This window comes from Roseinatronobacter monicus (genome assembly GCF_006716865.1).
Taxonomy (GTDB): domain Bacteria; phylum Pseudomonadota; class Alphaproteobacteria; order Rhodobacterales; family Rhodobacteraceae; genus Roseinatronobacter; species Roseinatronobacter monicus.
In genome coordinates this window covers 3653347-3673122 of sequence record NZ_VFPT01000001.1, presented here as the reverse complement: position 1 = coordinate 3673122, position 19776 = coordinate 3653347, and the positions used below count along the sequence as shown (strand labels likewise).

At 59.1% G+C, this 19776-nt stretch carries 17 protein-coding genes; 11 read left to right on the top strand and 6 right to left on the bottom strand.

The features are described 5' to 3' along the window. Positions 1-296 precede the first annotated feature (296 nt). Entirely contained in the window at positions 297-1295 is a 999-nt protein-coding gene (locus BD293_RS17460) for a D-2-hydroxyacid dehydrogenase family protein (protein ID WP_142083991.1), read from the top strand. 24 nt (positions 1296-1319) lie between these two features. On the opposite strand, the gene BD293_RS17455 is transcribed toward BD293_RS17460, so the two are convergent. Next, on the bottom strand, positions 1320-2357 hold the full coding sequence (locus BD293_RS17455) for an AbrB family transcriptional regulator (RefSeq protein WP_142083989.1): 1038 nt from the start codon (positions 2355-2357) through the stop codon (positions 1320-1322). A gap of 88 nt (positions 2358-2445) precedes the next feature. On the opposite strand from BD293_RS17455, the gene BD293_RS17450 reads away from it, so the two are divergent. From BD293_RS17450 to tcuB, 3 genes are read left to right on the top strand one after another with little or no spacing between them, the layout of a single operon-like run. Continuing rightward, positions 2446-3150, top strand: coding sequence for a GntR family transcriptional regulator (locus tag BD293_RS17450; RefSeq protein ID WP_142083987.1), 705 nt, complete (start codon positions 2446-2448; stop codon positions 3148-3150). Beyond that, positions 3122-4507 (top strand): FAD-dependent tricarballylate dehydrogenase TcuA, encoded by a 1386-nt coding sequence (tcuA, locus tag BD293_RS17445; RefSeq protein ID WP_142083984.1) that lies wholly within the window; start codon positions 3122-3124, stop codon positions 4505-4507. The genes BD293_RS17450 and tcuA overlap by 29 nt, the downstream gene beginning before the upstream one ends. After that, on the top strand, positions 4497-5552 hold the full coding sequence (tcuB, locus tag BD293_RS17440) for a tricarballylate utilization 4Fe-4S protein TcuB (RefSeq protein WP_142083982.1): 1056 nt from the start codon (positions 4497-4499) through the stop codon (positions 5550-5552). Before tcuA ends, tcuB begins: the two co-directional genes overlap by 11 nt. 58 nt (positions 5553-5610) lie before the next feature. Here tcuB and BD293_RS17435 read toward each other — a convergent pair whose 3' ends face one another. The 3 genes from BD293_RS17435 to BD293_RS17425 form a co-directional block, all read right to left on the bottom strand. Next, a complete protein-coding gene (locus BD293_RS17435) occupies positions 5611-6699 on the bottom strand; it encodes a 4-oxalomesaconate tautomerase (RefSeq protein WP_142083980.1) in 1089 nt (362 codons plus the stop codon). 8 nt (positions 6700-6707) lie between these two features. Continuing rightward, positions 6708-8714 (bottom strand): tripartite tricarboxylate transporter permease, encoded by a 2007-nt coding sequence (locus BD293_RS17430; protein WP_142083978.1) that lies wholly within the window; start codon positions 8712-8714, stop codon positions 6708-6710. A 110-nt stretch (positions 8715-8824) separates the two neighbouring features. Next, the gene (locus tag BD293_RS17425) at positions 8825-9928 is read right to left on the bottom strand and encodes a Bug family tripartite tricarboxylate transporter substrate binding protein (RefSeq protein WP_142083977.1); all 1104 of its coding nucleotides are present in this window, start codon (positions 9926-9928) and stop codon (positions 8825-8827) included. A 135-nt stretch (positions 9929-10063) separates the two neighbouring features. On the opposite strand from BD293_RS17425, the gene BD293_RS17420 reads away from it, so the two are divergent. Together BD293_RS17420 and BD293_RS17415 are read left to right on the top strand one after the other, a co-directional pair. After that, a complete protein-coding gene (locus BD293_RS17420; protein WP_142083974.1) occupies positions 10064-10735 on the top strand; it encodes a response regulator transcription factor in 672 nt (223 codons plus the stop codon). Further along, positions 10732-12195 carry a sensor histidine kinase gene (locus BD293_RS17415; protein ID WP_142083972.1) on the top strand — a complete coding sequence of 488 codons (1464 nt, stop codon included), beginning with the start codon at positions 10732-10734 and terminating at the stop codon, positions 12193-12195. The genes BD293_RS17420 and BD293_RS17415 overlap by 4 nt, the downstream gene beginning before the upstream one ends. 136 nt (positions 12196-12331) lie before the next feature. Here BD293_RS17415 and BD293_RS17410 read toward each other — a convergent pair whose 3' ends face one another. After that, entirely contained in the window at positions 12332-13024 is a 693-nt protein-coding gene (locus BD293_RS17410) for a hypothetical protein (RefSeq protein ID WP_142083970.1), read from the bottom strand. Between the two features lie 348 nt (positions 13025-13372). On the opposite strand from BD293_RS17410, the gene BD293_RS17405 reads away from it, so the two are divergent. From BD293_RS17405 to BD293_RS17395, 3 genes are all read left to right on the top strand, one after another. Next, positions 13373-13708, top strand: a complete 336-nt coding sequence (locus tag BD293_RS17405; RefSeq protein WP_142083967.1) for a VOC family protein — start codon at positions 13373-13375, stop codon at positions 13706-13708. Between the two features lie 103 nt (positions 13709-13811). After that, on the top strand, positions 13812-14822 hold the full coding sequence (gene rsgA / locus BD293_RS17400) for a ribosome small subunit-dependent GTPase A (RefSeq protein ID WP_142083965.1): 1011 nt from the start codon (positions 13812-13814) through the stop codon (positions 14820-14822). 482 nt (positions 14823-15304) lie between these two features. Continuing rightward, a protein-coding gene (locus tag BD293_RS17395) for an IS630 family transposase (protein ID WP_142079597.1) occupies positions 15305-16263 on the top strand; the annotation gives its coding sequence in 2 pieces (ribosomal slippage) (positions 15305-15646 and positions 15649-16263; 957 coding nt in all). A gap of 150 nt (positions 16264-16413) precedes the next feature. On the opposite strand, the gene nusG is transcribed toward BD293_RS17395, so the two are convergent. Then, the gene (gene nusG, locus BD293_RS17390) at positions 16414-16926 is read right to left on the bottom strand and encodes a transcription termination/antitermination protein NusG (RefSeq protein WP_142083962.1); all 513 of its coding nucleotides are present in this window, start codon (positions 16924-16926) and stop codon (positions 16414-16416) included. 480 nt (positions 16927-17406) lie between these two features. Between nusG and BD293_RS17385 the strand changes: the two genes are divergently transcribed. Both BD293_RS17385 and BD293_RS17380 read left to right on the top strand, forming a co-directional pair. Beyond that, positions 17407-18756, top strand: coding sequence for a UDP-glucose dehydrogenase family protein (locus BD293_RS17385; protein ID WP_142083960.1), 1350 nt, complete (start codon positions 17407-17409; stop codon positions 18754-18756). After that, the gene (locus BD293_RS17380; protein WP_142083958.1) at positions 18753-19760 is read left to right on the top strand and encodes an SDR family NAD(P)-dependent oxidoreductase; all 1008 of its coding nucleotides are present in this window, start codon (positions 18753-18755) and stop codon (positions 19758-19760) included. The genes BD293_RS17385 and BD293_RS17380 overlap by 4 nt, the downstream gene beginning before the upstream one ends. The last annotated feature ends 16 nt before the right edge of the window (positions 19761-19776 follow it).

The window sequence follows — 19776 nt, the reverse complement described above, 5'->3', positions numbered from 1 at the left end:
TCCTAAGATTCTGGTAGCTAATCCGCACACTATACTTTTGTTTGTCGTCGGACGGGGCTGCAACCCTGCCGGCGACTTTCTTTTTGAGTGGATCGCCCTCAAAAACGTTGGAACTGCTCCTTGTATGCCATTGATTCCTTATAACGGAACCATTTGGACCTTCTCCCGCTAAACTATTGATATATATTGACTCGCCCCGTCCTCCCGGGATCGCCAGTTTTCACCCGATCTGTAGATGGGGCATATTGCTTTCTGGCGCGGATTGAACAACTCAGAACCCAAATGGAGCGACAAGGATGACCAAATTTCGCCCTCTGCCCGTCGGGCGAAAGGTTCGAGTTGCCGTTCTGGACGATTACATGGGTGTGGCGCACCGTCTCGCAGACTGGTCAACGCTGCATGATCGCGCAGAAATAACCTTCTTGACCCACAGCATCCCCCAAGAACAAGTGGTTCGGGAACTGTCCCGGTTTGACGTGCTTTGCCTACTGCGCGAGCGAACCGATTTTCCCGCAGAGGTGCTGCGCGGTCTTCCCAATCTCAAGGCAATCGTCGCCACCGGGCGGCAGAACCGAACATTGGACAGCGCGACGGCGGCTGAACTGGGCGTTGCGGTCATGTCCACCGATGGCGGCGGGAATGGCGCTTTTGCGACCGTTGACCTTGCATGGGGTCTGATTCTGGGGCTGATGCGCCATATTCCGGCTGAAGCTGCCGCAATCCGCAACGGTGCATGGCAGACGCGCCTCGGAAATGCGCTCTACGGACGCACCCTTGGGCTGATGGGGTTGGGCAGGCTCGGCAGTCGCATGGCGCTTGTCGCCCAGGCATTCGGAATGAAGGTCATCGCCTGGAGCCCCAATCTGACACCCGAACGCGCCACCGCCGTCGGCGCGGAACCCGTTCCGAAACAGAAGCTTTTCGCAATGTCGGATATCGTGTCGCTGCATCTGGTTCTTGGGCCGACAACGCAGGGAATTGTCACAGCGGCAGATATCGCGGCCATGCAGTCGCACGCGCTCCTGATCAATACCTCCCGTGGTCCTTTGATCGACCAGAAGGCTTTGCATGATGCGCTTGCAAACGGCCGGATCGGCGGGGCGGGGGTCGATGTCTTTGATAAAGAGCCGCTGCCCGCAGATGCGCCCGAGCGGCATTTGCCCAACCTTCTGGCGACCCCGCATCTGGGCTACTGTGTGCAAGAGACCTTCGAGGTGTTCTACCGTCAGACAGTCGAGAACCTGGACTCCTGGCTGAAGGGGCAGCCCATCCGACTTGTACAGGACAAAACCTGAGACGGGTCGTCATCGCCCCGCTCGTCAGGACCGGTCCACCTTTCTCCAGATCAGCCGCGCCATGATTGGCGCGCCGATGATCACAACGATCAGGCGCATCAGGTGGTGTACTACGATGAAACCAAGATCTGCACCTGCTACAATCGCCAATACGGTCATTTCTGCCTGACCTCCGGGGGCGAAGGACAAGAACGCCTCCAGCATTGGCACGTCACCGATTTTGTAGGCCAGCAAGGTGAACCCCCCGGCCAGTATGGAAAGGATCAGGGCAAAAGCTGCCCCTGCCGCAACATCATGCCGCAACTCACCGAAAGTCACGCCGCGAAACTGCATGCCGATTCCCATGCCGATAAAGAACTGCGCGGCCATGATCGCCTCTGCCGGTGGGCGGTTGTGAAGGATATCACCCAGCGACAGGGCCGCAGCCAGAATCATCGGTCCAAGGATCGCCGCCCCAAACAATCCGACACGCTCGCCGCCCTTCCAGCCGATCAGGGCAATCACGATCATGATGGCCATCTCATGCAACGGCAGCGCGCGGGCGGGTGCGCCAATTGGCTGGTCAAGGCTCAGGCCGAAGGGCCCGGTCAGCAGGATTGGTACCAGTGTCACGATCACCAGAACCCGTGTAGCATGGATCAACGACAAAGCGCGGGGGTTGCCACCGGCTTCTTGCCCGAACAACACCATATCCTGAAACCCGCCCGGCATGGCGGCGTAATAGCTTGTCACCCGGTCAAATCCACAGATGCGCTGAAAGAACGGCACCCCGATCATACCAATAAGTGCAATATAGACCGGCATCATAGCCAAAGTGATTGCCATCAACGGCACCTGACCCAAGATCGCGGGCGTGATCGAGGCCCCGACCGCCACCCCGAGCACAGTGCGCGCGGCGACAGAGATCTGCCCGGCGCCCTGCATCTTTACCCCGGCAAGTGCCGCCGCAAGGCAGGCAAACATCGGTCCGAACAGAAAAGGCAGGGGCAGCCCCAGAAAATCGAACAGCGCGACGCCCAGAGCGGCAATGGCAAAGGTCAGAAGGCGGGCGCGTGTCAGCATTGCGGAACTCTTCGTTGATATGCCTTGAATACTATTGTATCCAAGTGTATGCAATAAAAATTATCCTTCCGTATGCCACGAGGCAGATATGCGTAATCCGTCTGACGCCACCCACGACTTGCCGCAAGGTCAGAGCGCTTATGACCGTTTGCTGGAAGATATCCGCCTTGGCACGCTTCCTCCCGGTGCGCGCCTGCGGGAGGTTGAACTTGCCAAACGGCTGGGTATCTCGCGAACGCCGATCCGCGAAGCGATACGGCGTCTGGAAGCGGATGGTCTGGTTGAACATTTGCCGCGCCAGGGGGCCAGTCTGCGGCGTCTGAGCTATGCCGAAGTGATGGAATTATACGAAATGCGCGCAGTGCTGGAAGGCACGGCCGCACGGCTTGCGGCGCGCGCGGCCTCGGATCTGGAACTGCGCGAACTGACTGAAATCAATGCTGAAATGACCGCCAGCGTTGATTCCGCGGATACTGCGCGCCTGAACCGTCAATTTCACGCAGCGCTGATAAATGCGGCCAAGAATCGATATCTCAGGCGTGCTATAGGCGCGATGGCGCGCACGCTGCTGATACTCGGACCTTCCACCTTGTATGATCCGGTGCGCAGCAAAAGTGCAGCGCAAGAGCATGAGGCGCTACTTCAGGCACTTAGGTCACGGGAAGGCGACCAGGCGGAAGCGACGATGCGCACGCATATCGAAGCCGCGCATCGCATCCGATTGCGTCAGTTGCGCGAGGCAGGATTGATGGAGCTCTCGGACCATGACGGAGGCAACGATGTCGCAATATGATGTGGTGATCATCGGCGGTGGCAATGCGGCGCTTTGCGCTGCGATAGAGGCAGCCGAAGCAGGCGCGGATGTGATCATCCTCGAAGCAGCGCCCGAGCATATGCGCGGCGGCAATTCGCGCCATACGCGGAATTTCCGCTGTATGCATCAGGGGCCGCTGTCTGTCCTGACAGACACTTACGATGAGGCCGAATATTACGACGACCTGCTGCGCGTGACCAAGGGTCAGACAGACCCGGACCTTGCCCGTCTGGCCATTCGCGAAAGTGAAACCTGCCTGCCTTGGATGGAGCGGCATGGCGTGATCTTTCAGGGCTCACTGTCCGGCACCCTGTCGCTGGACCGCACCAATGCGTTTTTCCTTGGCGGCGGTAAGGCATTGGTAAATGCATATTATGCCTGCGCCGAGGACTTGGGCGTCACCATCCGCTACAATGCTGAAGTTCGTCAGGTTGATATCGGCGAGGGTCGCTTTACGGCGGCCATCCTCGCTGATGGCACCCGCATCGAGGGGCGGGCCGTGGTTCTGGCCTCTGGCGGGTTTCAGGCCGATCTGGACTGGCTGACCCGCGCTTGGGGGCCAGAAGCCGCGAATTTCCTGATCCGCGGCACGCCCTATAATCGCGGTGTGGTGTTGCGCGATGTGCTCGATCAGGGCGCGGTGTCGGTGGGTGATCCTACGCAATGCCATTGTGTCGCCATTGACGGGCGCGCGCCGAAATTCGACGGCGGCATCGTGACACGGCTGGATTGTGTGCCCTATGCGCTGGTGGTCAACCGCGACGCTGCCCGCTTCTATGACGAAGGCGAGGATGTCTGGCCCAAACGCTATGCGATCTGGGGGCGACTGGTGGCAGCGCAGCCCGATCAGATCGCCTATGCCATCACCGACCAAAAAGCGCAGGGGTTGTTCATGCCGCCGGTTTTTGCCCCGGTGAAGGCTGACACGATCGAAGGTTTGGCGCAACTTCTCGGGCTTTCGGGGGATGCGTTACGCCAGACGGTTGCAGAGTATAACGCCGCCTGCCGCGACGGCAGCTTCACACCGGGCGTGCTGGACGGGTTGGCCACTGACGGGCTGGAGCCGCCCAAGACCAACTGGGCGCGTCCGCTCGATACGCCGCCCTATTACGGCTACATGCTGCGCCCCGGTGTGACCTTCACCTATCTGGGGCTGAAAGTGACGGAACGCGCACAGGTGCAGGGCGCGCATGGTCTGCTGCCGAATGTCTGGGCGGCGGGCGAGATCATGGCAGGCTCGATCCTCGGTCAGGGCTATCTGGCAGGTTTCGGGATGACCATTGGCACAGTATTCGGACGTATCGCAGGACAGGAGGCCGCCGCCTATGTTGGATAACTCTCTCTCGGATGAAGCTGCGCGCCAGTTCCAGATCTGCAATTCCTGCCGCTATTGCGAAGGCTATTGCGATGTGTTCCCGCAACTCTTTTCATTGCCTGAGATGAGTGCCGCGCAGGCTACCCATCTGGCCAATCTGTGCCATAACTGCCGGGGCTGCTACTATGCCTGCCAATATGCCCCGCCGCATGAGTTCGATCTGAACCTGCCCGCTGTGCTGGCAGAGTTGCGGCAGGACACATGGGAACGCCACGCGCGCCCGCAGGCGCTTGCGCGGGTCTTTCATGCGCATGGCGTGGCTGTTGCTGCCGCGCTGATCGTCGGTTTCGCGCTTCTGTTCTTTGCAATGGCAGCACTGCGACCGGAAGCGGGCGAAGGCTTTTATGCCTATCTGAGCCATAACGCGATGGTGTTGATCTTCGCACCAGCCTTCGTGCTGCCCTTGCTTGGACTGGCACTCTCGCTGCGCAGCTACTGGCGCGAGATTGGCGGCGGCTGGGTCACATGGGCGGACCTCAAGCGCATGAGCGGATCGGTCGCGCGGATGAAGAACCTGTCCGGCGGCGCCGGTCAGGGCTGCAATTTCGAGCAAGGCGCGCGCTATTCTAATGCCCGCCGCCACGCGCATCAGGCAACGCTCTGGGGCTTTCTGATGTGCTTTGCCGCGACATCGGTCGCGACATTGATGCATTACGGGTTGGGTTGGGAAGCGCCCTACCCGTTCTGGTCACCGCCGAAACTGCTGGGGGTTCCGGGGGGTATATTGCTATGTCTTGGCACAGGCGCACTGGCCTGGCTGAAACTGCGCGCCGACAAGGGCTTGGGCGCAGCAAAGGTCTGGGGCGGCGAGATGGCCTTCGTGCTTTTGCTGTTCACCGTCTCGGCCACGGGCCTGGCGCTCTATGCTGTAACCGGAACAGGGGCCGTGCCCGCGCTTCTGGCGATCCATCTGGGCGCTGTGCTCGCGTTTTTCGTGCTGACACCCTACACCAAGATGGTGCACGGGTTTTACCGGATGGCGGCATTGATGAAGCGCAGCAACTAACCACAATAAAACACCGCCCCGAACACGGGGCAGCGCCATATGCCGTGGTCATGTCCCGTTAGCGCGCCCACACCCCACGCGGCACCATCACCCCCCCGCGCGCCAGCAACCTTGCGGTGCGCGTCAGGCCCGCTGCGTGGATATCCACGCTGTCGCCAGTCACAGCGAAATCCAGCAACACATCCAGCGCACCAGACGGGTGCTCGATCTGCATCGCGGCTGGCCCTTTGACGGGCACAACAGCCAGCCCGTCCGCCACCGACCCTGGCAACACGGCGCAGGCCGCCAGACATTGGCCCCCTGTCACGGCCATCGTGGGATGGCAGGCCCAGGGCGTCAAGTAGCGCGCGCGCAGCGAGCCACCTGCGACAGGGGCCGAAATCAGCCCGACCTTGGGCGTAACAGAACCCGAGACATCCGCGCCCAGACCCATCATCGGCCCAGCCTTGCACCGAATAGCCTCGACCCGTTCCAGAAGCGCGGTGTTCTCGTCAATCTCTTCGCGCGTTTCATCCCCGCGCAAGCCCAGATCGGCGGCACGCGCAATCACCATCGGCATGGCCACATCGATCAGTGTGACCTCGACCCCTTCGATCATATCGCGGGCGTGGCCCGTTGGTAGCATCGCGCCGCAGATTGTCCCCACCGTGCCCATGAAGCTGAGTGTCACCGGTGCCGAACTGCCCGGAACCCCGTCAAGGCGATACGCCCCGTCATAGCTGACACATCCTTCAGGCGTCTGCACCACCGCATCGACCAGCGCGCCGGTATTGACCGCTCGGATGCGCAACCGCGTCTGCGGCCCGTTAACTGGCACCAGCCCCATCTCGATGGCAGCAGGACCAACACCGGACAAGATATTGCCGCAAGTCGGGCGGAAATCTACCTCTGGCTTGATCGGGTCGACCTGCGCGAAGAAGTAATCGACATCCACCCCTTCGACCTCAGATCGCGACAGGATCGCGACCTTGGTTGTCACCGTTGCCGAACCCCCGATCCCGTCAATATTCAGCGGATGGCCCGAGCCAAGGACAGCGCGCAGGACAGCGGCCAGTCGCTCACGATTCGCTGGCAGGTCTGCAGCATTGAAGTATGGGCCGCGCGACGTGCCGCCCCGCATGAACAGGAAGGGTATTTCAGTTTGCATCTGTTGTCTCAGCTAAAGGGCCAGGGCAGGCGATAGAGGTCTTGCAACAGCCCGCCGGGGAAGCGCATGTTCAGCGCCGATGCGAGCGTCAGCACGAAGCCCGTGCATCCCGCTGTCAGGATGGCGGTCATCAACCAGCTTGCCCGCGCGCGAAGGCGCAGGAAGGCGATGAAGAAGCTGACCAGCGCGACGATGAAACCCGCCACTGCAGTCAAACCCACAAGAAGCGCGATCCACAAAAGCGCGCCGAGTGTGGAGCGCAAGGGCGTATCTTGACCCTGCGCTTCATGTTCTGTGTCGCTGGAAACAGCATGATTGGGTTTGCCAAACACCAGAAATGCCAGCACCAGCAATGTGAAGCCCGCCCCGGCACTGGCCATGATCAGCGGAAAGACCTGACCAAGGAAGCTTTGCTGAAGCGCGTCATGAATGCCGACAGCGAAGAAGCCCAGTGCCACAAGCGCAAAGATGATCTGTGCAGCGCGCGCACGGATATTCGCAGCAGGCCCAGTGCCGCTGTCGCGGGCCTCGACTGCCAGAATCTCGGCTGGCGTGGCTTCAGACACGCGCGCCCGCAACCCCAGCCAGATCGAGCCTGCGGTAATGCCCATGATGATCATCACGCCAGTGCGGGTCAGGAATTCCCAGCCATAGAACTGCACGGCCTGATAGAGATAGGTTTCTGCCTGCGTGGCCAGCACGAAGCCGATCAGAAGTGCCGGGCGCGGCCAGCCGAAGCGGCGCATATAGACGCCCAGTACACCTGTTGCCAGCAGTACGATCAGATCATCAAGCGTACGCGTCGCCTGAAAGGCGGCAAAGCAGATGACAGCGATCATGAAGGGCGCAAGCAGCTTGAACGGGATCAGCGTCAGCTTGGAAATCGGGATCGCAAGCAGGATGCACAGCCCCGCGCCCAGCACATTGGCCAGCGCCAACGACCAGACGATGGTATAGGTCAGATCCAGATTGCTGCCCACCATCGATGGCCCCGGCTGGATGCCCAGAAGCACCATCCCGCCCAGAAAAACCGCCATCGCGCCGCCGCCGGGAATACCGAACAGCAGCGTGGGCAGCAGCCCACCGCCCTCTTTCGCGTTATTCGCGGATTCCGGCGCGATCACGCCGCGCACATCGCCTTCGCCGAATTTGGGGTCTTTCTTGACCGACTGGACGGCATGACCATAGGCGATCCAGTCCACCACAGTGCCACCCAGACCCGGAATCGCCCCGATCAGCGCGCCAATGCCGGAACAGCGCAACGTCAGCCACCAGTTGCGGACCACATCGCGAATGCCCTCGAACCAGCCCGCGCCAAGTGTTGTGTGCTCCGAGATCGAACGGTCACGGCGCAGCAGGTCCACGATTTCGGGCACCGCGAACAGGCCAAGGCCGATGATTATCAGCGGGATGCCGTCATAAAGATAGTCGATCCCGAAGACCATGCGGAACTCGCCCGTGGCCGGTGCCCCGCCGACCGATCCGATGATCAGCCCCAGCGCACAGGCGGCCACACCTTTTACCAGCGATTTACCGGCAAGCACGCCGACCATGGACAAGCCGAAGACCGACAACATGAACAATTCCGCCGAACTGAAGGCAAGAATCACAGGTCGCGCCACCAGCACGAAACCCGTCAACACCACAGCACCGATCAACCCGCCCACCAGTGAGGCGAAGAAGGCCGCTGACAATGCGCGCGCCGCCTCGCCTCGTTTGGCCATCGGGAAACCATCTAGCACAGTGGCTTGTGACGCGGATGAGCCGGGTATCCCCATCAGCACAGATGCGAATGTGTCCGAGGTCGGGATCACCGCAACCAGTCCGATCAGCATGGCCAGCGCCATAGTCGTGTCCATGCCGTACAGGAACGGGATCATCAGCGAGAGCCCGGCAATTCCCCCAAGCCCCGGAAAGACACCGATCATCAGACCGACAATCACGCCAATCATCATATATCCTATATGCTGAAGCGTCAGGATGTTGGCGAGGGCGGAAAGAAAGACATCGATCATGGCTGGACCCTGTCGGAAAATAATGGACGTCCGCGGGCGTTGGCCCGACGCGGTCACGGGGTGGCAAGAAGAAAGCCCCCGCAGCCATCAGGTTGCGGGGGCGAGGACGATCAGTCGCCCAGTCGGACGTTATACTCGGTCGTCAGCATATCGACCACCATTGCGCGCACTTCGGGGTCGATGGTGGTACCTGCCCGGAACAAGGCATCGGCACCGGCATCTGTCACTTGCTCATAGCTGCCGAGGGCAGCTTCGAAGCTTTCCTGATACTCAGGGTCGGCGAAGACATCGCGCCATGCCTGACGATAGGTCTCGATCAGCTCATCGGATGCGCCTTCAGGCAGAACGACCATTTTCTGCGCAGCAAAACCAGCCGTGTTAAAGGCCTTATAGGCGTCATACATCGGCCCGGAAGGTGCCTCGCCATGTACCATCTCGTACACTTCCTCCAGGATCGGCAGATCGGGGAAGGTTGGGTCACGCTGCGGATTGCCGTCTTCGTCCAATACGCCCCAGGACATCAGCGGCACAGCGGTGCCCTCTTCGACCAACGGGGTCACGTTGTTAATGAAGGCCGAAGATGTCTGGTAGTCTATATTGACTTCGCCGCGCTCAAAGGCCAACCGACCGTCACCGCGCCCACCGAAACCGAACACATAGTTCACATCGAAGCCCAGCAAATTGAAAGCCAGCATGGGCACCAGATCGAGCGATGTCGCTCCTTGGCTTGCATAGACCAGTCGCTGACCCTGCAGCTCGGCGATATCGTCAATGCTCTCAACCCCGGTCGAAGGCGAGACATAGGCCACACCACCTGTGGGGCCGATCATGACGACTGACCAGTCCTGATATTCATAGCGCACGCGCGGATCGCCCAGAAGATAAGGGAACTGCGTTGACCCAGATGTTCCGAGGATCGTCAGCCCGTCAGGACGCGCACGCTGCGTAAAGAGATTGGTGCCGCGCGTGGAGCCGCCACCGGGTTCATTGACCACGACAACTGTGGGGTTGCCCGGCAGATGCCGTGACAGGAACGGGGCGTTAAAACGCGCCCAGGTATCAGAGCCGCCACCTGTTCCGAAAGGAATGATCCACTCGATTGTCTGTCCCGCGAAATCCACCTGAGCCTGTGCCGGAGCCCCCAGCGTGAATGTCGCCGAAGCCACAGCAAAAAGCCCGAGCGCGCCGCGCCGGGTGAGTGATTTGATTGACATATTGACCTCCCAAGTCATATTACGCACAGTTAATTCAGAGTCTCCTAACCCTGCCGTGCACTGTGCGTATAGCAGCGGAACCTGTCAACAAGCTGTCAGGCATGAAAACCAGTCTGGCTCTGTCGGGAACGCCCTGTGCGAATTGTACTGATCGAAGACAATACGATTCTGGCACGCGCGCTTATTCAGGCGCTCCAAGACGCCGGGCACGCCGTAGACTGGCTTGACGACGGCCAAGATGCAGATGATTTTCTGGCGCAGACTGGGGCTGACCTCGTAATACTTGACGTGAACCTACCCACGCTGGGCGGGCTGGATATCCTGCGCAGGCTGCGCGCGCGCGGCGACAGCTACCCTGTGCTGATGTTGACTGCGCAAGGGCAGGTGCAGGACCGGGTCGTGGGGCTGGATGCCGGGGCAGATGATTATCTGGTGAAACCCTTCGAAATCGTCGAACTTCATGCCCGCCTGCGGGCACTGGCGCGGCGCCCGTCAGAAGCGCGACGGGACACTGAAACCATCGGCGCTGTCTGTTTCGACCGTGCTGCGCGCAGCGTATCCGGCCATGACGGCATCATCGGTCTGTCGCGCCGCGAGCTGTCGCTTTTCGAAGCTTTCGCTGACAACCCCGGTCGCGTCCTCTCCAAAGAGCAGCTTGGCGAACGGATTTACGGCGTTGGCGCCGATATAGACGCGAATGCCGTCGAGTTGCTGGTGTCACGCTTGCGGCGCAAGCTAGACGGGCACGGGCTGACGATCCGCACCCTGCGCGGGCTTGGCTATCTTGTGCAGATCGAGGACGCATGAGACGCGGCAGGCTGATCAGCCGGAAACGCTTTGCCGGGTCGCTCCGGCTGCGGCTGTATTTTCTCATCATGTTGCCGCTGGTGCTCGTGGCGCTTCTGGCTGGCGCAATACGTTACTGGCAGGCACAGGACATGTCGCGTACGCTTTATGACGATGCGCTGAAAGTCGTAGCGCATGCCGTCGCGCGCGAGGTTATCATCACCCAAGGCGATGTTGTCTCGGATGCGTTGCTGAACTCGCTCGTGGGCGTCATGGGCGATCCGATCTTCTATAACGTCTCGGCAGCCGATGGGCGTATCCTGGCAGGCTATACCGACACGCCGGACGACATCATCCCCCACGATCTGCGCGGCGGGGAGCCTTACTTTTTTGATTTCACTTATATTGGCGATCCTGTCCGTGCCGTCGTATTGAGGGAATTCATTGCTGATCCGTTCTTTGATGGCTGGACAACCGTTCTGGTCTGGCAAACCATCACCCAACGCCGCGCGCTCAGCCTTGTTATATTGCAGCAGGCACTGGCTATCCTTGCTGTGGTTCTTGTAACTGCATCGGTCGCGGTCTGGTTTGGAATCACGCAAGGCCTGCGCCCACTGATCGACCTGAAAGAAGCAGTGGCCCTGCGCAGCCCGTCAGAGTTAAACCCGATCCGACGTGCTGTGCCCAACGAAGTCCGGCCCCTGGTGGCGACCATGAACTCGCTATTTGCACGGTTGCAGGCCGAGATGCAGCGCCGCAACTCCTTTATCGCCAACGCCGCGCATCAGATCCGCAATCCGGTTGCCGCGATCCAGACGCAAGCCGAAACCGCATTGACGGCCAGAACGGAAGATCAGCGACAGGCGCGGTTGCAGGATCTATATGAATCCGCAAGTGATCTGTCCCGCCTCAGTCAGCAATTGCTGAGCTTGGAGGTTGCCGATCACGTCAGCAGCGAGAATGACGGCATCGTGGATTTCACCTCACTTGTTGCCGGGATCGCACGCAGATTCGCCCCCAAGGCGTTGTCTGAAGGTATCGAAATTCACCTGAACGCACCAGAACAGGCGTTTTGCGTAGCTGGCAATGCCATCCTGCTGCGCGAAGCCATCGAAAATCTGATCGACAATTCTCTGCGGTACGGGGCTGTCACGGATGACGAAATCAGGTTGATACTGGAAAGCGACGGACACACGGTTACACTGCTGGTCGAAGATGATGGTCCTGGAATTCCAAAGGAAGCTGCCGAACAGGTTTTCGAGCGCTTCGTTAGACTGCCGCAACAAGGCGGTCAGAAGTTTCAGAAATCAGGTTGCGGTTTGGGGCTGGCAATCGTGCGCTCAGTGGCGGCCAGACATGGCGGAACGGCCTATGTCCGGCACAGTGATACCGGGTGCTGTTTCGCGCTGGTTTTGCCTCTGGCTCTGCAACCCTCGGACGAGGTCAGCCCAGAACATGGCTCTAGGTCGCTTTGCCGTTAAATCGGCTCTGCCTCACTTTGTGTTGCGCAACTATCCTGAAACTGGAAAGCCCAGTGACCTGCCCCCCCGGTGGCCCTCGGTCATAACGAGAAACCTTGGGGTTGATAGTTGTTGTTTTGGGCTTGGGCAAGCAGCCTCAAATACAGGCTTTTATCTGCTCAACACCTTGCGAGATCGACCTGACATGATCTGCACGCGATGCCATCGAAATCGGGATCGGATCGACACCGCCTTCCGCTGCGATTTGCTGCATAACTGCATTTTGTTGAAGACAAGAAGCGGCGAGTTCTGGCAACTCCGCATCTTGCAGCGTATCTAATGACCAGCATTTTCCCGCCTCACGGCCACGTCGGATAGTGCCCAGATACTCGCGCTGCGTTGCATTGGCCACAACCACGAACCCCTTCGCGCGATGACGCTCTAGAATATCCGTCCACCTTTGGAATTTGGTCCATTTGATTTGGTGCGCTTTGTGGCCAATGAAAGAAAACGACAACGCCACCCCTTCGATGGCTATGTTATGCGGAAACTTGCTTAAAAGTGCGTTCAATAGATACTCCGCTGCATAGGATCGGGACAAGCTATTGGAAAAAGAATTCAGATACTTAATATAAATGTCGACCTCGCAATGACACAGCACGCCTTGCGCCTCCATTTCACGCGCGATGCTGGACTTTCCCGAACGGGACGGACCGAGCAACACAAGGCTGTTTCTCGGAGCATTCAGGGCCGGTGTGTTCTGTTCCAGCTTTCTGATCTGGCGCCACAGACGTCGTTTGAGGCGGACCCAAGTTACAGCATCGTTCAGCGTGTCAGGTAGCGTAATCATGTTCCAGTGGACTTTCTCCAGACCAACGGCCCTGCACAACCGGCACTATGCGGTCGGACGCCGGGCGGAGAAACGTCATAGGCTCTTTCGAGCATCCTTGAGCATATCGACATAGAAACCACCCTCCATGATAGGCCAAATGGGCCTGACTCGGCTTGTTTAAGTTTTTGTCGAAAATACAAGACGTGTGTTTTACCCGCTCAAGCCCATCAAGTACAGCGCGATCGTATCAGTCGCGCACGCGGCCAACTGACAGGGCGTCAGGTGTCTGCCCCAGAGCGCGCGCGGTGCACTTGACATTACAGTACATAAGGTGAACACTCCAGCGAATAAGTCGGAGGATTGCGCATGACCCAGCCCTTGAAGATCGACTATGTCGAATTTTACAGCGCCAAGTTTGAGGCGACTCAAGAGTTTTTTGCCAAGGCTTGCGGATGGGATTTTGTGGCTTATGGGCCTGACTACCGCGATATTCAGGACGCGGGTATCGGTGGCGGGATCGAACGCGGCGCGCATAAGGCCCCTCTGATTGTGCTACGGGCTGATGATCTTCAGGCGGCCTATGACCAGTTGTGTCGGGCGGGGGCCGAAATCACCAAAGACATTTTCGAGTTTCCCGGCGGGCGGCGCTTTGAATTCCGCGAACCGGGCGGCAGCGAAATGGCCGTCTGGTCCGACACCTGAAAGGGCATTGTGCCGCGCCTGCGGATCAAGGGGTAACTGGGCCTTGCATTTGCGCGTTCTTGCGGTCATTTAAATTTCTGTGAACAGTGCCGCAGATGACTCCATGTTTTCCTTAGCCGCCCTCGGATGGTCGGGGTTCTTTGACGCGCAGTTAACCGCCACCGACGCAGATTTCGCCCCGATGCGCATCGCAACTGTCCACCGGTCCAGAATGACCGCTGTCGCGCAGCACGGCACGGTCAGGCTGCAACTGCCTGCTCAGGCGAACACAGCAGATTTTGCCGTCGGTGACTGGGTTCTGGTGGAGCCAGAGACACAAATGCTCGTCCGGCGTCTGGAACGAAAAGCCTTGCTGCGGCGGCGCACCGAAGGCGGACGGATGCCGCAACTGATCGCGGCCAATGTCGACACATTGTTCATCACAACGTCCTGCAATGACGACCTGAACCCTGCGCGGCTGGAACGGTATCTGGCGCTTGCGAATGAGGCCGGAACAACCCCTGTGATCGTTCTGACCAAGGCTGATCAGGTTGCGGAGACCGCCCCTTACCTTGCGCAGGTGGCAGGATTGCAGCGCGGGCTGGACGTTTTGGCATTGAACGCAAAAGCCCCGGAGGCGGCGCAAATTCTTGCGCGCTGGTGCGGAGAGGGACAGACTGTAGCGCTTGTCGGATCTTCAGGCGTGGGCAAGTCATCTTTGCTGAACACGCTGGCGGGCAAGTCGGCAGAAGACGGACAGATGACCGGCAGCATCCGCGAATCCGATGCCAAGGGCCGCCACACGACCACGTCACGATCATTGCACCCGATTATCGGTGGCGGCTGGGTCATCGACACGCCGGGGATGCGGACACTGCATGTCAGCGACAGTCTGGCCGGGCTGGACCACCTGTTTGCCGAAATCACCGAACTTGCGCCATTGTGCCGTTTCCGCGATTGCACCCATGCGCATGAGCCCGGATGTGCGGTTCAGGCCGCCATAAAAGACGGAACACTTGATCCGGCGCGCGTGGACCGGTGGCGCAAGCTTGTGGAAGAAAACCGCAGCAACACCCCTGTCCAGACCGGACCGCGCGGAAACAGGACAACTGTGCACCCCGGCAAACGCCGCTAAACAGTTGGCACGACGATCTTTACGCGCATTCGTATTGCGCCTCATTACCGCGCTTTCCAGCACGATTGAACGATCCATCGGCATAATCCAGAACGCGCCGCGCTTGTTTCACACGTGAACAACACCGCATCTTCTACTGATTTTGAGGATAAATGGCGGCGACGCAGGGAGGAGGAGAGCGTCGCCGCCGTGTATCGAAAGGTTCAGGGAGGAGGAGGAACCTTTCAACAATCGTATGTTATCGATAGCAGCAAAAATATCAGTGCGGAAGCGATAATGCTGCGATGCGGCATTGCGCCACGTGCAATGCACAAAATCTAAGCACTCAGCGCGTATTTCAGCGGCGCGAACCCCGCAAAAAGCAAGAATCTGGCGCGCATTGTCACAAGAAACACCCGCCTTAGAGCGCCGCGCTTGAAACGTGAATCGATGGATTCCCTTTGAGGTTGATTTGTGATTCATGTTCCTTGGGAGGATGTCTTATGTCATCAGCATTGCCGTCAGCGCTTCGTGCGCGGTTTCAAGAGTGTATTGTAGAAGGATTGAGCGGTCGTGCCGCAGCAGCACGGCTGAAGTTGTCCGCCGCCACTGGTGTGCGATGGCAACGCAGGCTGCGGGAAACGGGTTCGATTGAGCCGGAGCCCCAAGGCCGTCCTCCTGGTCATGGGAAGCTGTCTTCTCATCAAGCGTTGCTGGAAGAATTGGTGGCGCAGGATGGTGATATCACTTTGCCAGAACTTGCCGGTGCATTGGAAGCTGCCACTGGCATTACCGCGCACGCGGCCTCCATCGGGCGGTTTCTGCGCAAGCTCGGATACACATATAAAAAAAGTCGCTGGTTGCCACCGAACGGTTGCGCGCTCATGTGAAGGAGCGGCGTAAGAACTGGTTCAGGCATCACCTGCCTGCCATGCAAGCGCATCCTGATCGGCTTGTCTTTATTGATGAAACCTCCGTCAAAACCAACCTGACCCGTCAATACGGACGCAGTCTCTGCGGAAAGCGCCTGGAAATGGATGCCCCGTTCGGGGCGTGGGGAACGCAGACATTTATCGCTGGTTTGACGCACGACAATCTGATCGCGCCGTGGGTCATCAAAGGGGCAATGGATGGTGAAGCCTTTGAGGCCTATGTCCGAAATGTCCTGGCCCCGGAATTACAGCCAGGCACTGTCGTTATTTGCGACAACCTCGCCACCCATTACAACAAGGCTGCTGCGACGGCTTTAAGAGATGTGGGATGCTGGTTCTTGTACCTGCCGCCATACTCCCCTGACCTCAACCCCATCGAGATGGCTTTCTCAAAGCTCAAGGCACATCTGCGTAGGATTGGAGCCAGAACATTCGATCAGATGTTCGACGCGCTCACGGAAATCTGCGACCTCTTCACACCGGACGAATGCTGGAACTTCTTCTGTGGGGCTGGATATGCATCAGGTTAAAGGCTCGACGCTCTAGGCGACAGGGCTGCGGGCTGGGCAAGATGCTCGGGCCTGTCGGTGGTGGTTTTCGCCCTGCACTCCAGCGCTATGCGCCAGGTCAGTCACAGTGCATTGCTCTAGGTCCGTGCTCCGAACTGCGCCGTGGCCAATTCATCGTACCCGCAGATGTGCCGCCGTGACCGCAACGCGGGTCTGTGTTCCCATCAAACTCATCAGCACCCAGATACGCTGGTCGGGGGTAATGCTTTCAATCGTCGCCACAAAATCGGTAAAGGGGCCTTTGGTCAGCGTTACCTGATCCCCGGCCTTCAGCATTTCTTGCGGCCTCAGTTTGCCCTCAGTATCACAGCGCAGCATCAACTGGCGGATCAGATCAGCCGGTGCGGGCGTCGGCACATCGCCAAGACTGACCAGCCGCGTGATCCCATAGGTCGAGTTCACCGCACGATAACTGCCGTGAAGCTTGTCAAAAGCCACAAACAGGTAACCGGGAAAGAGCGGGCGCATCTGCACGACAAACATGCCGCGCGCGCGTTTCGTCTCTTCCTGCATCGGCAGAAAAATCCGAAATCCCTGCCGCGCGAGATTGCGCGCGGCGATATGGTGGCTGTTGGGTTTATACTGCGCCAGAAACCAATTGGCGTCGCATGTATTGAAATTCATTGGGCCTCAAAAATATATGCGTTCAGCATGCGCTCAAATTCGCGCGCGATCAAGCTGTGATGCAACTCTTGCTTGTGCAGGATGCCGCGCGTGTCCAAGCGGCACTTGCCGAAGGATCAAGGCGCTTTGAGAATGTTCGCCCGTCACATGAAAGCTTGCGCTGCGCTTCAGGTACCAGAACCAGCACTCTCGCCACATCGTGGAATATTCTTGCATTCGGGCGCGGGCAGTTTTATCGCTTTGTCTGGTGCGACCGTGTCAAGCCTAGTTAACATGCTGATTTCAGCCCCCACAAAGCGCCTTGCAGGCAGTCTTTGTGCGGTAGCCTGCAATATTATTTCCATCGCATGACCACACACTGCGACAAGCTGCGCGCATCATGATTGCGGGACCATTTGGGTTATCCGAACGCCACGGTTTAGCGCTGGAACGGGCCGGTCGGGCAAAGCGTATTCTGCACAAAAACAAGCGATTTAGAGAATGAAAATTACAATGGTCGGCGCAGGCTATGTCGGGCTGGTGTCGGGGGTCTGTTTTTCCGACTTTGGCCATAGGGTCGTGTGCTTCGACAAGGCATCCGAGAAGATTGCGATGCTGGAACATGGCGAAGTCCTGATATACGAGCCGGGCCTGAATGCAGTTCTGGCGCGCAATGTAGAAGCGGGTCGGCTGACCTTCACCACCGATCTGACGGCGGCAGTTGATGGTGCGGATGCGGTGTTCATCGCGGTTGGCACGCCCACACGCCGCGGCGACGGTCATGCGGATCTGAGTTATGTGATGGCCGCAGCCGCAGATATTGCCCGCGCATTAACCAGCTATGCAGTTGTGGTGACGAAATCGACTGTGCCAGTGGGCACCAACCGCAAGGTGGCCGAGGTGATCCGGGCCACGCGCCCGGATGCCGCATTTGACGTGGTTTCAAACCCGGAATTCCTGCGCGAGGGCGCGGCGATAGATGATTTCATGAAGCCTGACCGCGTGGTGGTCGGAGTGGAAAGCGACCGGGCCAAAGGGGTCATGGGCGATGTCTACCGCCCGCTTTTCCTGCGCGATTTCCCCATCGTCTATACTGATCTGGAATCCGCCGAGATGATCAAATATGCGGCCAATGCCTTTCTGGCGACCAAGATCAGCTTCATCAACGAGATCGCCGCCCTGTGCGAACGTGTGGGCGCGGATGTGAAATCTGTGGCCAAGGGCATGGGGCTGGACGGACGCATCGGCAACAAGTTCCTGCATGCCGGCCCCGGTTATGGCGGGTCGTGCTTTCCCAAGGATACAAGCGCGCTTGCGCGGATCGGTCAGGAACATGGCGTGCCCCAGCGCATTACCGAAACGGTCATCGCAGTGAATGACCTCACCAAGCGGCGCATGATCGACAAGGTTCTGGACCTCTGCGACGGCTCTGTAAACGGCAAGACGATTGCCGTGCTCGGCGTGACCTTCAAGCCAGAGACGGATGACATGCGCGACGCCCCCTCGCTGACAGTCATCCCGGCATTGGTGGGCGGGGGGGCGCGCGTGCGTGTGGTCGACCCCCATGGCGCGCGCGAGGGGGCGGCCCTGCTGCCCGGCGTTGACTGGCTAGATGATCCCTATGCCGCCACTGAGGGTGCGGATTGCTTGCTGATCCTGACCGAATGGAACCAGTTTCGCGCACTGGACCTGAAGCGTCTGGCAAGCAGCATGACACATGCGCGCTTGGCCGATCTGCGCAACATCTATGACCGCGCTGACGCATTGGCGGCAAGGTTCATCGCCTATGACGGTGTCGGGCGCACGCCGCAAGCGCGCCCGACTGACGCAACCCAGCGCGTCGCAGAATGAAACGCGCTTTCATTACCGGAACGGCTGGCTTTATCGGCTTTCATCTGGCCGAATTGCTGTTGCAGGAAGGTTGGCACGTTTCAGGCTATGACGGGATGACCGACTATTACGACGTGGCGCTGAAAGAGCAGCGCCATGACATGCTGCGCCAGCATGAAAACTTCACCGCAACCGAGGCCATGCTAGAGGATGCCACGACGCTGTCGGAAGCGGTCGCCACCGCGCGGCCCGATGTCATTGTGCATCTGGCCGCGCAAGCCGGGGTGCGCTACTCGATTGAAAACCCCCGCGCCTATCTGGATGCAAATATCATAGGCACCTTTAACCTGATGGAAGCCGCACTTGCCGTTCGGCCCAAGCATCTGCTGATGGCCTCGACCAGCTCGGTATATGGCGCGAATACCGACATGCCTTATGCCGAGGCGCATAAGGCCGACACGCAGATGTCTTTCTATGCGGCGACAAAAAAGGCCAATGAAGCGATGGCCCATTCCTGGGCGCATATCCACGCCCTGCCCATCACCATGTTCCGCTTCTTCACGGTTTACGGCCCCTGGGGGCGGCCCGATATGGCGCTGTTCAAGTTCACTAAGGCCATTCTGGCGGGCGACCCGATCGACGTCTATAACCATGGGCAGATGTGGCGCGACTTTACCTATGTCAATGATCTTGTGCATGGTATCCGGCTGCTGATCGACGCAATTCCGGGCCAAAGCGCTGCGGTCGCGGGCGACAGCCTGTCACCGGTCGCACCGTTTCGGGTTGTGAATATTGGCAATTCCACCAAGGTCCGGCTGGAAGATTTCATCGACGCGATTGAAGTGGCAACCGGCAAGACCGCCATCCGCAATTACATGGACATGCAGCAAGGCGACGTGCCCGCGACATGGGCCGATGCAACCCTGCTGATGGCGCTGACCGGCTACCGCCCGCAAACTGACCTGCAAGAGGGTGTCGCACGGTTTGTGGAATGGTATATCACCCGGTACGGTGCCCCCAGATAAAGAAAGTGGGAAAGTG